The organism is Kitasatospora sp. NPDC059327, from assembly GCF_042752535.1.
Classification (GTDB): Bacteria; Actinomycetota; Actinomycetes; order Streptomycetales; family Streptomycetaceae; genus Kitasatospora.
The window spans coordinates 1-13815 of sequence record NZ_JBHYYB010000160.1 but is presented as its reverse complement, the minus strand read 5'-3'; the positions used below and the strand labels follow the sequence as shown (position 1 = coordinate 13815).

Annotated in this window: 12 protein-coding genes and 3 pseudogenes; 11 read left to right on the top strand and 4 right to left on the bottom strand. The window is 69.6% G+C overall.

From position 1 onward, the window contains the following. Positions 1 to 92 precede the first annotated feature (92 nt). Positions 93 to 401, top strand: coding sequence for a transposase (locus tag ACFXHB_RS42275; RefSeq protein WP_380582120.1), 309 nt, complete (start codon positions 93 to 95; stop codon positions 399 to 401). Between the two features lie 76 nt (positions 402 to 477). Here the strand turns inward: ACFXHB_RS42275 and ACFXHB_RS42270 are convergent. Together ACFXHB_RS42270 and ACFXHB_RS42265 are read right to left on the bottom strand one after the other, a co-directional pair. Next, positions 478 to 1129: pseudogene (locus tag ACFXHB_RS42270) on the bottom strand (reverse transcriptase domain-containing protein); the annotation flags it as partial. 568 nt (positions 1130 to 1697) lie between these two features. Next, positions 1698 to 1917: pseudogene (locus tag ACFXHB_RS42265) on the bottom strand (IS481 family transposase); the annotation flags it as partial. A gap of 446 nt (positions 1918 to 2363) precedes the next feature. Between ACFXHB_RS42265 and ACFXHB_RS42260 the strand changes: the two are divergent. The 6 genes from ACFXHB_RS42260 (at position 2364) to ACFXHB_RS42235 (ending at position 7722) form a co-directional block, all read left to right on the top strand. Next, positions 2364 to 3485 carry a TIGR03364 family FAD-dependent oxidoreductase gene (locus ACFXHB_RS42260; RefSeq protein ID WP_380582118.1) on the top strand — a complete coding sequence of 374 codons (1122 nt, stop codon included), beginning with the start codon at positions 2364 to 2366 and terminating at the stop codon, positions 3483 to 3485. Positions 3486 to 3505: 20 nt separating this feature from the next. Next, entirely contained in the window at positions 3506 to 3724 is a 219-nt protein-coding gene (locus tag ACFXHB_RS42255) for an HAD family hydrolase (protein WP_380582116.1), read from the top strand. Beyond that, positions 3721 to 4887 (top strand): ABC transporter ATP-binding protein, encoded by a 1167-nt coding sequence (locus ACFXHB_RS42250; RefSeq protein ID WP_380582114.1) that lies wholly within the window; start codon positions 3721 to 3723, stop codon positions 4885 to 4887. Before ACFXHB_RS42255 ends, ACFXHB_RS42250 begins: the two co-directional genes overlap by 4 nt. Next, positions 4880 to 5797, top strand: a complete 918-nt coding sequence (locus ACFXHB_RS42245; protein ID WP_380582112.1) for a 2-aminoethylphosphonate ABC transporter permease subunit — start codon at positions 4880 to 4882, stop codon at positions 5795 to 5797. Before ACFXHB_RS42250 ends, ACFXHB_RS42245 begins: the two co-directional genes overlap by 8 nt. Further along, entirely contained in the window at positions 5784 to 6581 is a 798-nt protein-coding gene (locus tag ACFXHB_RS42240) for an ABC transporter permease (protein ID WP_380582110.1), read from the top strand. Before ACFXHB_RS42245 ends, ACFXHB_RS42240 begins: the two co-directional genes overlap by 14 nt. A 76-nt stretch (positions 6582 to 6657) precedes the next feature. Then, positions 6658 to 7722, top strand: a complete 1065-nt coding sequence (locus ACFXHB_RS42235) for a 2-aminoethylphosphonate ABC transporter substrate-binding protein (protein WP_380582108.1) — start codon at positions 6658 to 6660, stop codon at positions 7720 to 7722. Here the strand turns inward: ACFXHB_RS42235 and ACFXHB_RS42230 are convergent. Then, positions 7686 to 7847, bottom strand: coding sequence for a hypothetical protein (locus ACFXHB_RS42230; RefSeq protein ID WP_380582106.1), 162 nt, complete (start codon positions 7845 to 7847; stop codon positions 7686 to 7688). The two genes, ACFXHB_RS42235 and ACFXHB_RS42230, sit on opposite strands and share 37 nt — an antisense overlap. 60 nt (positions 7848 to 7907) lie before the next feature. After that, a complete protein-coding gene (locus ACFXHB_RS42225; RefSeq protein ID WP_380582104.1) occupies positions 7908 to 9122 on the bottom strand; it encodes a tyrosine-type recombinase/integrase in 1215 nt (404 codons plus the stop codon). A 664-nt stretch (positions 9123 to 9786) separates the two neighbouring features. On the opposite strand from ACFXHB_RS42225, the gene ACFXHB_RS42220 reads away from it, so the two are divergent. From ACFXHB_RS42220 to ACFXHB_RS42205, 4 genes and pseudogenes are all read left to right on the top strand, one after another. Further along, positions 9787 to 11946, top strand: a complete 2160-nt coding sequence (locus tag ACFXHB_RS42220; RefSeq protein ID WP_380582102.1) for a phosphocholine-specific phospholipase C — start codon at positions 9787 to 9789, stop codon at positions 11944 to 11946. A gap of 99 nt (positions 11947 to 12045) precedes the next feature. Further along, positions 12046 to 12357 (top strand): annotated as a pseudogene (locus ACFXHB_RS42215) (discoidin domain-containing protein); the annotation flags it as partial. A 295-nt stretch (positions 12358 to 12652) separates the two neighbouring features. Next, on the top strand, positions 12653 to 12793 hold the full coding sequence (locus ACFXHB_RS42210) for a hypothetical protein (protein ID WP_380582100.1): 141 nt from the start codon (positions 12653 to 12655) through the stop codon (positions 12791 to 12793). Between the two features lie 2 nt (positions 12794 to 12795). Next, the gene (locus ACFXHB_RS42205; protein WP_380582098.1) at positions 12796 to 13470 is read left to right on the top strand and encodes a hypothetical protein; all 675 of its coding nucleotides are present in this window, start codon (positions 12796 to 12798) and stop codon (positions 13468 to 13470) included. Positions 13471 to 13815 lie beyond the last annotated feature (345 nt).

Here is a 13815-nt window from a genome sequence, read left to right as displayed (position 1 = left end):
CCATCTGACGGATCACAGGCTTCGGGTCGGCGGCCCGATATGCGGCAACGGCGCGTTGCCGCAACTCGGGCGGGTACTTCATCGGTGCAGCCATGGCAGAGGCTCCCTTCTCACGGCCCATCAGGCCATGTCCGGCAACCTTCCGCACGTCGGGGGAACCTCACGAGCACCTGGCCCTCGATGTCTGGCTCGCCGATGTCCGCCTCGACGGACAACGAGAACTCCGCTCGCTTGCCGGCGGGATCCGACGTGACCGCGCGGCCGTCCTCGCCGCCCTGACCACCACCCTCACCTCAGGCGCTGTCGAAGGCAACGTGACCAGGATCAAACTGCTGAAGAGACAGATGTACGGCCGGGCCAACTTCGACCTCCTGCGACGCCGCATCCTCCTGTCACCGTGATCAACAAGAAGGAACCCCTCAATCAGCGACAGAGCCCAGAACCTGGGCCAGACCCTACTTCACCCCGGTGAAAACAGAGCGGGGAAGCCACGCCGCCCTGCGGCGCGCCGCTAAGCGTCGCGTTCCAGACCCAGTCCTCCAGGTATCCGGCTGTCAGCATGTTGCGCACCGGCCGCAGCAACCGGCCGTCGTGGACCTTCTCACCCAGCACCCGGAGCATCACTCCGTGGTCGAGACTGCCGAAGCAGTCGGCGATGTCACCCTCGACGAACCAGCTCGACCCGGTCCAGGTGTCGGTCACCTCGCGCAGCGCGGTGTGACATCCCTTTCCGGGCCGGAATCCATGGGAGCGATCGGAGAAGGTCGGCTCGTAGTAAGCCTCCAGAAGGAGTCGAACCACCTCACCAACCAGTTTGTGCGACCACGTCGGCAAGCCAAGCGGCCTGGTCTTCCCGATTTGCTTCTTCGGGATATGGACCCGGCGCACGGGGCGGAATCGGTAGCGTTCGTGACGCATCGCATCGACGATGCGGCCGATCTTCCCCAATGATATACCGTCCACGGTCTCCTGCGTGACCCCGGGCGTCATCGCGCCCTTGTTGGCGTAGATACGTCCGTAGGCCAGCAGATACAACTGCGGGTTGAACATCTGTCGATACAGTTCCGCACGGCAGGCCACGCCTGCCACGGTCACGCAGGACACCCAGCACCGTTTCGGCGCTCTGCATTTCGCATACCTCCCGAGTTAGGGTGTCCGATCGCCTGGCCCCCTTTGCCCGTGTGGACGGTTTTCCCGTCCTCCTTGGCCGGTCGTTACTCCGGCGACTACTACGGGGCCTCCGTCGCCTTGGGGCTCGCGCCCGTTAGGCGATCCCACGTTCGTCTCTGTCGCACGTCATAGCGTGACTTAGGCGTCCCACTCATCTCCTTGAATGCCCTCATTGGGCATCGCTCCTGGCCCCGAAGGTTGCAGCGGCCGTTCAACGCGACCTCCGCAGGGCTGGCGCCGGTTTCAGACATCTTTCCGGCGTATGTGAACTTTCATCTCCTGGAGATTGGGCTTCAAGCAATCAAGCCTTCGCCTTATCACGCGGGCCTCCCAATACACCGACCCTGATGTCTGAACCCAGTTGCTGGTTTTCTGGCATGCTCTTGTCCCCTTCGCCTTTCGGGTCCAGGTAGGCCATCAGGCCCAGGAACCTCCCTTCGAATCCCTCCCGGCTATGCCGGGAATACGACAGAGCGCCTCGTGGCGCACTGGAAGCGTTCGACCTTGCCGTTGGTCTGCGGCCGTTAGGGGCGCGTGCGTTTGCGCGCGATGCCCTCGGCTGCGAGGGCATCGCGCCAGGCGTGTGCTGTTGCCGGTCATCCGCCGGACGGTGATCCCGGACCTGGCGAAGTACGCGTTCGCGCCGGCCCGGAGTCCGCCGACGGTCTCCTTGGGTTCGTCGGGCAGGATCTCGCTGTAGGCCAGGTGAGTGTGGTCGTCGACGGCGTTGTGCAGGTAGCTGTAGCCAGCTCCGGAGCGGTGCGGCGCCGCCAAGGCGTCAGCGGAGGGTTCGCGGAGGTGGACTGTGCAAGGTCGCACGTCTGGATGTCCGGCCCTCGCGGAGAGCGTGGACCTGTGTGTAGGAGAACAGCGAGACCGGGCGCTTGACCGCGAGGGGGCTGACGCGATCCGCACCTCTTGGCGACACAAGTTCGCTGGTCAGCACCTGATGAAAGGTCTCCGGGGTGCCGGGCGAGGCATGGTCGGCTGCGATGACGCCGTGCCGCGCGGTGCGGACGGCCACTGTGCAGGAGGCCCGGTCCGGGTCGACACCGACGCGGCGAGCGCTGTGATGCGATACCCGACGCAGGAGCTGATATGGTCACGGATAGATAACTGGTCTGGGCCATAGTTAACAGCCTTGTCACAGCATGCTTGTCTGCCATACATCTTCCGGACCAACTCTGTTCCCCGTGAGAATCATCATTGTTGGAGCAGGCGTCCTGGGCAGCATGCATGCCTGGCACGCAGTCGAACGCGGTCATGAGGTCGTCCACATCGAGCGCGAGGCGGAGGCTCGCGGCGCCTCGGTACGCAATTTCGGTCTGGTGTGGGTCGGCGGCCGGGCGGGCGGGGAGGAGCTGGCGACCGCGCTGCGGGCCCGCGAGCTCTGGGAGGAGATCGGCGCCCGCGTCCCCGCGCTCGGCTTCCGCGGCAACGGATCGCTGACCGTCGTCCGGACCGAGGCGGAACTCGCTGTTGCCGAGCAGGCCTTGAAGCTGCCCGACGCCGGGCCCCGGGGTCTGCGGCTACTGGACGCCGACGAGGCCCGGGCCGCCAACCCCGCCCTGCGCGGTCGGCTGCTCGGCGCCCTGTGGTGCGGCCGTGACGGCGCGGTCGAGCCCAGGGTCGCGCAGCCCGCCCTGCGGGCCGAGCTGGAACGATCCGGCCGCTACACCTTCCTGCCCGACCGGGAGGTGCGCGAGGTGGTCGGCCCCGCAGCCGTCCGCGACGACCGTGGCGAGACCCACACCGGCGACGCGGTGGTCCTCTGCACCGGCGCGTGGCTCGGCGGCCTGGTCCGCGAGCTGGCCCCCGAACTGCCGGTCCGCCGGGTGCGCCTGCAGATGATGCAGACCGACCCCCTCGGCGAGCGGCTGGCCACCTCCGTCGCCGACGGCGACAGCTTCCGCTACTACCCCGCCTACGCCGGCAGCGCCCTGGACAACCTCGCTGCCCTCCAGCCTCAGGAGCCCACCGCCACCGATCACAGGATGCAACTGCTGATGGTGCAGCGCGCCGACGGCGGCCTGACCATCGGCGACACCCACGAGTACGCGCAGCCCTTCGGCTTCGACGTCGTGGAGGAGCCCTACGAGCACCTCGACACCGTCGCCGAGGAACTGCTCGGCCGCCCGCTGCCCCGTATCCGCCACCGCTGGGCGGGCGTCTACGCCCAGTGCACCGACACCACCCGGGTCGTCCACCGCCAGCAGGTCGGCGACGGGACCTGGCTGGTCACCGGCCCCGGCGGACGCGGCATGACCTGCTCCCCGGCCATCGCCGAGACCACCGCCGACGTCCTCGGCCTCTGAACCACCAAAGGAGCTCAACCATGCACGACATACGACTCGCTGTCCACCAGGCCGTGGCCGGCACCACCGTCGCCGACCACGGCCTCGTCGGCGACACAGGGTACGACATGCTCACCGGCCGCAACGCCGGGGCCGCCGTCGTCGCCCACCGCGAGGACCGGCTGCGCGCCGGTGGCGCCACCCACCTGCTGCCCTCCATCGCCGAAATGCCCGCCCTCCTGTTCGAGGGGATGCGATGACGGCCGCCAGCGCGACCCCTGCCCTCACGCCGGCGTCCCCGGTCGCGCCCGCGCCCGGCGCCGCCCCGGACACCACCGGGACGGCCCGGTCCGGCCTGCGGTTCCAGGACGTCACCGTCGCCTACCACGGCACCACCGTGCTCGACGGCTTCACCCTCGAAGTGGCCCCGGGCGAGGTGGTGGCGCTGCTCGGCCCCAGCGGATCCGGCAAGACCACCGCCCTGCGCACCGCCGCCGGCTTCACCATGCCACTGCGCGGCCGGGTGCACATCGGCGGCCGCGACGTCACCGACCTGCCGCCGTACCGACGCGGCATCGGCATGGTGGTGCAGCAGTACGCCCTCTTCCCGCACCTGCGGGTCGAGCAGAATGTGGCCTTCGGCCTGAAGGCGCACAAGACCCCGCGGGTCCAGATCGCCGGCCTGGTGGCCCGCGCCCTGGAAATGACCGGGATGGGCGGCTACGCCCGCCGGTACCCGCGCGAACTCTCCGGCGGCCAGCAGCAGCGGGTGGCCATCGCCCGGGCACTGGCCATCCGACCGGACGTCCTGCTGCTCGACGAGCCGCTCTCCGCACTGGACGCGCAACTGCGCTCCGGAATGCTCGCCGAACTGGCCCGGCTGCACCGCGAACTGCCGCACGTCTCGATCCTCTACGTGACCCACGACCAGGTGGAGGCGCTCACCCTGGCCGACCGGATCGCGGTGATGAAGGACGCCCGGCTGGTGGACTGCGACACCCCGCGGCGCTTGTACCGGCGGCCCGGCGACACCTTCACCGCCGCCTTCGTGGGACAGGCCAATCTGCTGCCGGTGACCGTCGAGCGGCACGACGGCAGCGTCTCGCTGGCCGGCACCGTGCTGCGCGGTACCCCGTCCGCGGGCCTGGCCCCCGGCGACGACGCCGTGCTCTGCATCCGCCCGCACCTGGTAGGACTCGGCGCCGAGGGCGACCCCGGGGCGCTGGCCGGCACCGTCGCCGACGTCCAGTGGCGCGGCGCCGGTCACCGGCTGCTGGTCGACCTGGACGCCGGCCCCCACCTCACCGCCGACCTCGGCGAGCTGCGCGTGCCGCCGCTTCCCGGCGAGCGGGTGACGCTCCGCTTCGACCCCGAGGACGCCGTGGTCCTCCCCGCCGCCGGAGAGGACCGCAGGCATGGCTAGCGCCCTCTTTGAGGCACCCGTCCAGCTGCCCCCGGAGGCCTCCGTCCGGACGGGCCGCCGGCCGCGGTCCGTCCCCGGTTGGCTGTGGGCGCTGCCACCGCTGGTCGGGCTCGGCCTGATCTTCCTCTACCCCCTGGTGCTGGTCGGTTGGCAGTCCGTCTCGCCCGACACCGGCGGGCACTCGCTGGCGGCCTGGTCGGACGTGCTCGGCTCGACCGCGTTCCACCAGGCGCTGCGGACCACCGTGTGGGTGGCGGCCGGTTCCACCGTCGGCTGCCTGGTGCTGGGCTTCTACCTGGCGTGGGTGATCGCCTTCGTGCCGTTCCCCGGAGCTCGGCTGGTGGGGCGGTTCATCGACCTCTTCGTCGCGTTGCCGTCGTTCCTGATCACCCTGTCGCTGGCCTTCATCTACGGCAGCGCGGGCATCGCCAACGGTGCCTGGAGCAGCCTTACCGGCCGTCACCACGCCCTCTTCGCCTTCCTCACCACTCCCTGGGGCGTGTTGCTGGCCGAGATCACCTACTTCACCCCGTTCGTCATGCGGCCGCTGCTCGCCGCCTTCTCCCAGGTCGACACCGCGCAGATCGAGGCGGCCGCCTCGCTGGGCGCCCGGCCCGGGCGGATCGTCCGTCAGGTGATCGTGCCTGAGGCGCTGCCCGCGCTGGCGGCCGGTGGCAGCCTGGTGCTGGTGATGTCCCTCAACCAGTTCGGCATCGTGCTCTTCACCGGCGCCAAGGACGTCACCACCCTCACCCTGCTGGTCTACAGCCGGGCGGTCCTGGAGTCCGACTACCCGGCCGCCTGCGTGATCGCGGTCGTCAACGTGGTCCTCTCGGTCGCGCTCTACTCGCTCTACCGGCTCTGCCTGCCCCGGGCAGGCAAGGAAGGAGGCAACCGTGCTGGTGCATAGCCGGGCCGCCCGCCTCGCCCACTGGACGCTGTTCCTGCTGCTGGTGGTGCCGGTCTTCGCTCTGCCGCTGCTGATGGTGGTCGGTGCCTCCTTCGCCGACCGGTGGGACGGCGCCCTGCCGTCCGCCTTCACCACCGCCCACTACGTCGACCTCGGCCGCGGCCAGTCGCTGGACGCCCTGGTCACCAGCCTCAGCACCGCCCTGGTCGCCGGCCTCGCCGCACTGACCGTCGGCGGCTGGGCCGCCCTCGCCGCCCGAGGTACCGGCCGCCGACTGCGGAGACTGCTGGACGGGCTGTTCATGCTGCCACTGGCCGTGCCCTCGGTGGTCGTCGGCCTGGCCCTGCTGGTCGCCTTCTCCAAACCGCCCCTGCTTCTCAACGGAACCACCACCATCGTCATCCTCGCGCACACCGTGCTGGTCACCTCCTTCGCCTACCAGTCGGTACGGGCAGCGATCGGCCGACTCGACCCGGCCCTGGAACAGAGCGCCGCCGGCCTCGGAGCCCCGCCCGTACAGGTGCTCCGGCGCGTCACCCTGCCACTGCTGCTGCCCTCGCTCACCGCCGCCTTCGGCCTCTGCTTCGCCCTGTCCATGGGCGAGTTGAGCGCCACCATGATGCTCTACCCGCCGGACTGGCTGCCGCTGCCGGTCCGCATCTTCGCCGCCACCGACCGCGGCGCCCTGTTCACCGGCGCGGCGCTGGCCGTGGCCCTGATCGCCAGCACCCTGGTGGTCCTCGCCGCCACCGCGCGGCTGCGCACCCGGGCCTCGTACCGCTGAGCCGCGTCCCCACTTCGGATCTCCCGTTCCCGTCCGGTGCCCGGTCGCCGGACGCCTCCAGAAATGACACCCCGCCATGAACGCACGTCTCAGACCGCTCACCGCCGCTCTCACCGTCCTCGCCCTCGGCGGGTCGCTCGCCGCCTGCTCCGGGTCCTCCGCGCAGTCCGGTGGCGACGCCAAGGAGATCACCGTCTACAGCGCCGACGGCCTCAAGGCCGAGGACGGCAAAGGCTTCTACGACCAGGTCTTCAAGGACTTCACTGCCGCCACCGGCATCAAGGTGAACTACGTGGAGGGCGGCTCGGGCGAGATGGTCCAGCGCCTACTCCGCGAGAAGTCCAACACCAAGGCCGATCTGGTCGTGACGCTGCCGCCCTTCATCCAGTCCGCGGCGGGCCAGGGCCTGCTGGAGAACTACCGCCCGGCCGGCTCGGACAAGGTCGCCGACGGCGACAAGGACCCGGCTGGCGCCTGGACCTCCGTGGTGAAGAACTACCTGTGCTTCATCTACAACAGCAAAGAGGTCGACGCACCACCGAAGACCTGGGACGACCTGCTCGACGGCAAGTACCGCAACAAGCTGCAGTACTCCACCCCCGGGGTGGCCGGCGACGGCACCGCGGTACTGATCAAGGCCATGCACGACTTCGGCGGCATCCAGGGCGCCACCGACTTCCTGGGGCGGCTGCAGAAGAACAACGTCGGGCCGTCCTCCTCCACCGGCCAGCTCGCCCCCAAGGTCAACAAGGGTGAACTGCTGATCGCCAACGGCGATGTGCAGATGAACTTCGCCAACCGGTCGACCATGCCCAACCAGGCCATCTGGTTCCCTGCGGTGAAGGACGGCCGGCCCAGCACCTTCTCGCTGCCCTACGCCGCGGGCGTGGTGAAGAACGGGCCGCACCAGGCGAACGCCCGAAAGCTGCTGGACTACCTGCTCACCCAGGAGGTCCAGCAGCAGGCCACCACCCTCGCCGGCGGCTTCCCCGCCCGTACCGACGTCACCCCCGCCGGTGAGAACGCCGCCGGGCTGAGCCGGCTGCTGGACGGGGTGGAGATCTTCACACCGGACTGGAGCGACATCGACGCCAACCTGAAGTCCTATGTGGGTGCCTGGAAGCAGGCGACCGGCAGCTGACAGCGGGCTGGCCGGCGCCGCGCCGGGCCGGTGGAGCCGCGGACGACGAGTTCGGTGGCGAGTTCGACGTACAGCGTCTCCACGGTGTGCCCCTCCGTCGGACGGGTCGGCAGGCTGACGACCATCCGGCCGAGCTCCTTCCAGCGGCTGGCGGACGGTGGTGGGCATCCGGGCGGTGCTGCTGCTCAGGTAGACGTCGCCCAAGCCGGTGATCGACAGGTCCTCCGGGACGCGCATCCGCGTTCGTGCGCGTCCCGCAGCGCGCCGACGGCCGCCTTGTCGTTGAAGGTGGCCAGCGCGGTGGTCCGGTCGGGCAGGTCGAACAGCCGGCCGGCGGCGCTGTAGCCCAGTCGCTGGTCGGCTCGATGCTGCTGACCAGCTCGGAGGGTAGCCGCGTGATCACGCGCCAGCCCGGCGCGGACGGGTCGTGGTACTGCAGTCGCCGCAGATCGCGTATGCCCAGGTCGGCCACGGCCTTGGCCTCGGCAGATCGCACCGCCAGCGCGGTGTTGTCGCGGGGTAGGGAGATCGGCCAGGACCAGCGTTCGGCACCGTCCTCGGCAGCCGGCGGTGGCGTGGGCACCGCGACACGTCCGCCGTCGCACTGCCCGCGGACGTGAGAATCTGTAAGCGCCAGGCATGGATGTGCTCCATACCGCGGGCCAGCTTGTCGGCCACGTCCCGGCCGGACAGGTGGATGTCTGGAGCGTGGAATCGGTGGTGCGATGGCCGGCGAAGGTCGCGATCGCGTGCAACTCCCAGCCCATCCGGGCCAGATCGGTCAGACACAGGTGCCGGGTGGTGTGGGTCGAGAACCGCGGGACACCGGCCTCCAGGGCGATCCGGCGGACCAGCTTGGACCAGGTCCATAGGGTCAGCGGCTGCCCGTGGTTGCGTCGGGGCTCCGAAAGGAACAGTGGCCCGCGGGCCCGGCTGATCCCGGCGCGGTGGGCGAGGTAGGCCGACATCAGCACGCCGGTCGACGCCGAGTACGGCACCACCCGCTCCGGCCGGTTCTTCGTGGTCTCCGCCCGCACTCTCAGCGTCCGGTGGGCCGGATCGAGGTCGTCGGTCCGAAGCGAGCACAGCTCCTCCCGCCGCAGCGCGGCATCGTAGGCCGGGGCCGGCATTACCCGGCTACGGGCCGGCTCCGCCCGTGCGACCTGCAGGATCACCAGCCACTGTTGTTCACTGGGGATCCATGGCAGCTTCGTCAGCCGCGGCACCAGCCCACGCTGCTGCCCGCCCCTCTGGCGCCCCGGGGTGTAGCGGCCCCGGCCGGCCGGGCTCGACTCCCGCAGGCCTTCCTCCATGAGGAAGCCGTAGAACAGGCGGATCGGCACCAGGCGCTGCCGGCTGGTGGCGTTGGCCAGTCCTGTCCCCGAGTCGATCGAGACCACGTTGGCCCCTCGACGGTGCGGTCGTGAGGTCAACTCCCTTACACATCAAGCAATGTGGGAACGAATCGCGGCGACCGGGTCAACGCTCTCCCGTTCACACATCAGCAGGTGCTCGGCCAGTCCCGCGGGCGTAGGCATCGATCGCGCGGGGCGCACGCCCCGAGATCAGTCCAGATTTGCAGCCACACCGCGCCTGCTCGGGCCGGCCGAGCACCGCCGCTTCTCCCTCAGCAACGTCATACCGCTCAAGTCGTGTCCCAAGCCCGTGGTTGCACCGGAGAGACATGATCTCCCCGGCAGATTCCACGTAACCTTTAAGACGCTCAAGCGCCAGATGTTCGGCCGAGCCGGCTTCGATCTCCTACGCCCACGCGCCCTCCACTCGGCATGAAACCGCTGGTTGTGGCGGCGCGGATGGTCACGCGATGCGGGTGGATGGTGAGGGCGTCGATTGCGTGGAGGTTCGGCGAGATGGCCCTTCGGGCAGTGCGCGTGGCTCGGCAGGTAAGGAGCGCGCGGACTTCACCATTGATCCAGATCAATGAGCAGAGCATTAATACAGGGGAAATGCTTAGGTCATACAGCCACGACAGCCTTCTTCTCCCGGGCGGCAGTTGGGCGGCCGCTGGGACCTGTGGTCAACAACGACAGAAAGGCCTGACCCATGGATCGGCGGAACTTTCTCGGTCTCACCGGAGCGGCAATCGGCGGTTCAGCTGCATTCGGGCTACTGCCTGCGAGCGTGCAACGGGCACTTGCGGCACCCGCGCCGACCGGCGGGCTGGAGGTAATTCAGCACGTGGTGATCCTGACGCAGGAAAACCGGTCCTTCGACCACTACTACGGAGCCCTTCGGGGTGTCCGAGGGTTCAATGACCCGAACGCCCTGACCCTGTCGACCGGCAGATCGGTGTTCCACCAGCCCGCCACCGTGACGACCGATCTGAAGAACGGCCACCCGGACGGCTACGTCCTGCCCTACCAGGTAGCCGACCAGTACATGACTGGGACCCCCCACTACTGGAGCGACGGTCACTCCGCATGGAACAAGGGGCGCTACGACAACTGGGTGCACTCCAAGGGCACCAATACGATGTCGGGCTATCGGCGGGAGAACCTGCCCTTTCACTATGCGCTCGCCGAAGCGTTCACGATCTGCGACGCCTACCACTGCTCCGAGATGGGTGCTACCAACCCCAACCGCAACTTCCTCTCCAGCGGCAAGATCGGCTTCGAGCCCGGCACGGCCAAGCGGGCCACCGGCAACGACGCGTCGAACAACGCGAGCCACACCGGGTACACGTGGACCACGTATGCCGAACGGCTGCATGCTGCGGGCATCAGCTGGCGCGTATACCAGGAGTGGGACAACTACGAAGACAATCCCCTGGAGTACTTCCGGACCTTCGTCGACATCGCCGCCAAGGCGCTGGCCTACACAAGCCACTCCAAGGTCGAGTTCTTCTACAAAGCCGTACGCAACGCCTCGCCAACCGGCCGCGCTGACCTCCTCGCCAATCTCGCGAGAGGCGAGGCAACCCTCACGCCCATCGAGCGCAGCCTCTATGACAAGGCCCTGAGCCGGGAACCGTCCGACACCCTCGCCGCCGCCTTCCGTGCCGATGTGGCCCAGAACCGACTGCCGAGGGTGTCGTGGCTGGTGCCCAACAGCCGCCAGAGCGAACACCCCGACAACGGGCCGGCCGATGGTGCCAACCTGACAGCCCAGTTCCTGGACGCGCTCGCCTCCTACCCCGAGGTATGGAACAAGACCCTGTTCCTGCTCAACTACGACGAGAATGACGGCTTCTTCGACCATGTGCCCCCGCCGAGCCCACCCGCGACAGGCAACGGCAGCGATGGCCTCAGCACTGTGGACGTCGCCGATGAGATCGTCTCGGGCGTCCCGATCGGGCTGGGCGCGCGCGTGCCCATGATCGTGGTGTCGCCATGGAGTCGCGGCGGCAACGTCTGCTCCGAGGTCTTCGACCACACGTCCGTGCTGCGCTTCCTGGAGAAGTGGACAGGGGTGGTGGAGCCGAACATCTCGCCCTGGCGGCGCGCTGTCTGTGGCGACCTCACCAGCACACTCGACCTCACCACGTCCGTGCCGGAGTTCCCGGCGCTGCCGACGGCCGCCACAAGCAGCGGGCCGCAGGGCACCTACCGCACCCCACCCACCGTGCAGGCCGTACCGGTCCAGGAGAGCGGTGTCCGACCAGCCCGCGCCCTGCCGTACCTCCTGCAGGTCGATGGCCAGGTCAGGAGCGACCGCCTTGTCATCAGCTTCACGAACTCCGGTACGGCCGGCGCGTACTTCGGTGTCCACGCCAACCGCTTCCGCACCGATGGTCCATGGCGCTACACCGTGGAGGCGGGCAAGACCCTCTCCGATTACTGGCAATCCGGTACGCCGAGCGGCGCGTACGACCTCATCGTGTACGGCCCCAACGGCTTCGTCCGCCGCTTCGCCGGTAACCGCATCACCGCCACCAGCGGCGGCAACGCCAACCCCGAAGCAGCCCTGCGCTACCTGCCGGCCGACGGCAAGGTCCGGCTCACCCTGACCAACACCGGTACGCGGTCCTGCACGGTGACCGTCCAGCAGAGCAACCGGCCCGACGCACCGCGGACGTACGATGTCGCGGTCGGTGCCACGGTGACCGACGACTTCGACCTCAGCGCCACCCCGCGCTGGTACGACCTCACCGCCACCGCGAACACCGCCGACGGGTTCCTGCGCCGCTTCGCCGGGCACATGGAGACCGGGGCCCCGAGCACCAGCGACCCGGTGATGGGCTCCGGCCCGTTGCGGCCACGGTGAGGCACGCCGACAGCCAGGAGACCACCGGCGAGAACGGCGTCGCCGCCAACGCCGTCGACGGAAGCCCAACCACCCCTCTGGGTCAGCCAGTGGACCGGTACCCCGGTACAGCTCCCGCACGAGATCCAACTCGACCTCGGCAGCGCCCGGACCGTCACCGGCCTCATGTACCTGCCGCGCCAGGACGGGGGCGTCAACGGGCGGATCGGCAACTACGAGCTGTACCTCGGCACCGACGGCCAGAACTGGGGCGCCGCCGTAGCCAGCGGCTCGTTCGCCGACGACACGGCGGCGAAAACAGTACCCTGCCTCCCCACTACCGCCCGCTACGTGCGCCTCCGTGCCCTGACCGAGGCCGGCAACAGAGGGCCGTGGACCTCCGCCGCCGAGGTCATCGCTCTCGGGCGGTAACCCGAGAGCGACGGTAGGAAGCCCAACTGCAACGGGAGGCTGAGACGCCGGAGGGGAAGCGACCGAAGCCGGTGGTCTTGCCGCAGCGAATGTGGTCGTCGACCCTGGCGTGAGCGCGGTGGCGGACCGCCAGGTACCGGTGGTTTGTTGAACCCATAAGTAGACTGGTGCTGACCTACCGGGCGGAGGACCTGCCCGGCGGCGGGCCCGTACTCGGTGCCCCGTTCCGGCATTCGCCGGCACCGGCGGGGCCGAGCTCCGGCTCGGTGCGCTGGGCGAGACGGAGCTGCGAGCGATGGCACGCGAGGTGCTCGGCGACGAACCGGCGCCCGCCCTGGTGCGGACCCTGATGGACCGCAGCGGGGGCCTGCCGCTGGTCATCGACGAGGACCTGATCACCCTCGTAGCCGCGCCGCGCGGCACGGCACGGACCTGACGGTGCTGCGGGTGCCGCGCGGCCTCGGCGAGGTGCTGGCCGAACGCAATCCGGCGGGCATCAGAGCCGACCAGAACACGGCGGAGCTCAACCGGGCGCTCGACGAGTTGCTGGAGGGCCGGCCCGTACCGGTCGCGATCGCGATGGCCACGCTCGGGCAGGGGTACCGGCCGGACGTGCCGGTGGCACGGGACCGGGCGCTGGCCGAGCGGGCCGAGCGGATCGTGACAGGGACCGGCGACGCCTTGGCGCTCGTGACCGTCCAGGCGGCCAAAACCATCCGACTGAAGGTCGTCGGCGACCCGCGGGCTCATGACATGCTGAGAGGTCTGCCGCACGAAAGCCCCGACGGCGAGATCCGCCTCCGGCGCGTCCGTGCTTTGCACTACGTGGCGTGGTTCGACCTTCTGCACGGGCACGGCGCCCGCGCGCAGGCCCTGCGCGACGAGACCGACCAGGTGGGCCGCCGGGAGAGCTATCAGCTTGTCGAGCACTCCTGCGCCGTACTGCAGCTGTACCTCGACCTCGCGACGGGCCGCTGGGCGGGCCTGGAGCAGCGGACGGAAGCGGTGCTGCGGGAATCGCCCGACGGCGGTGCCCTGCGCCAGCGGGTCGTGCTGGTGCGTGCCATGCTCGACGCGGCCCACGGGCACTGGGCACGTCCCGGCGGTACCTGAGGCGGTCGGTGCCCGCCACGGCCTTCCCCCAGATCCGCTCCGGGCGGCCGGCGCAACGTCAGGGCAGCCCGCCCCGACACGCGGTGCGGTCCGGCCAAGCGTCGACCTCAGGGCAGCTCCCACGACCGGCGCCGCGGCCCAGATCGGGCCGGTCGGCGAAGGCGACGCCCCATCACGTGTGAGGAGCCCCGGCACCTCCGAGGGCGGTGCGCGCGCCGGCACTGCCACGCGTGGGGCTGCAGACGATGTCGACGAGGCCAATCTCGTACTCCGAGGAGACGAACAGCACGCCCCGGCGGTCAGGGGGCGCCGGCGGTGGGTGACGCCCATGCTCGTGAAGGCGCC

Excerpts from the sequence above, each read along its gene's own strand:
- ACFXHB_RS42275 (WP_380582120.1), top strand. The coding sequence starts at position 93 with ATGGCAGAGGCTCCCTTCTCACGGCCCATCAGGCCATGTCCGGCAACC.
- ACFXHB_RS42255 (WP_380582116.1), top strand. The coding sequence starts at position 3,506 with ATGCACGACATACGACTCGCTGTCCACCAGGCCGTGGCCGGCACCACC.
- ACFXHB_RS42250 (WP_380582114.1), top strand. The coding sequence starts at position 3,721 with ATGACGGCCGCCAGCGCGACCCCTGCCCTCACGCCGGCGTCCCCGGTC.
- ACFXHB_RS42245 (WP_380582112.1), top strand. The coding sequence starts at position 4,880 with ATGGCTAGCGCCCTCTTTGAGGCACCCGTCCAGCTGCCCCCGGAGGCC.
- ACFXHB_RS42235 (WP_380582108.1), top strand. The coding sequence starts at position 6,658 with ATGAACGCACGTCTCAGACCGCTCACCGCCGCTCTCACCGTCCTCGCC.
- ACFXHB_RS42230 (WP_380582106.1), bottom strand. The coding sequence starts at position 7,847 with ATGGTCGTCAGCCTGCCGACCCGTCCGACGGAGGGGCACACCGTGGAG.
- ACFXHB_RS42220 (WP_380582102.1), top strand. The coding sequence starts at position 9,787 with ATGGATCGGCGGAACTTTCTCGGTCTCACCGGAGCGGCAATCGGCGGT.
- ACFXHB_RS42210 (WP_380582100.1), top strand. The coding sequence starts at position 12,653 with ATGGCACGCGAGGTGCTCGGCGACGAACCGGCGCCCGCCCTGGTGCGG.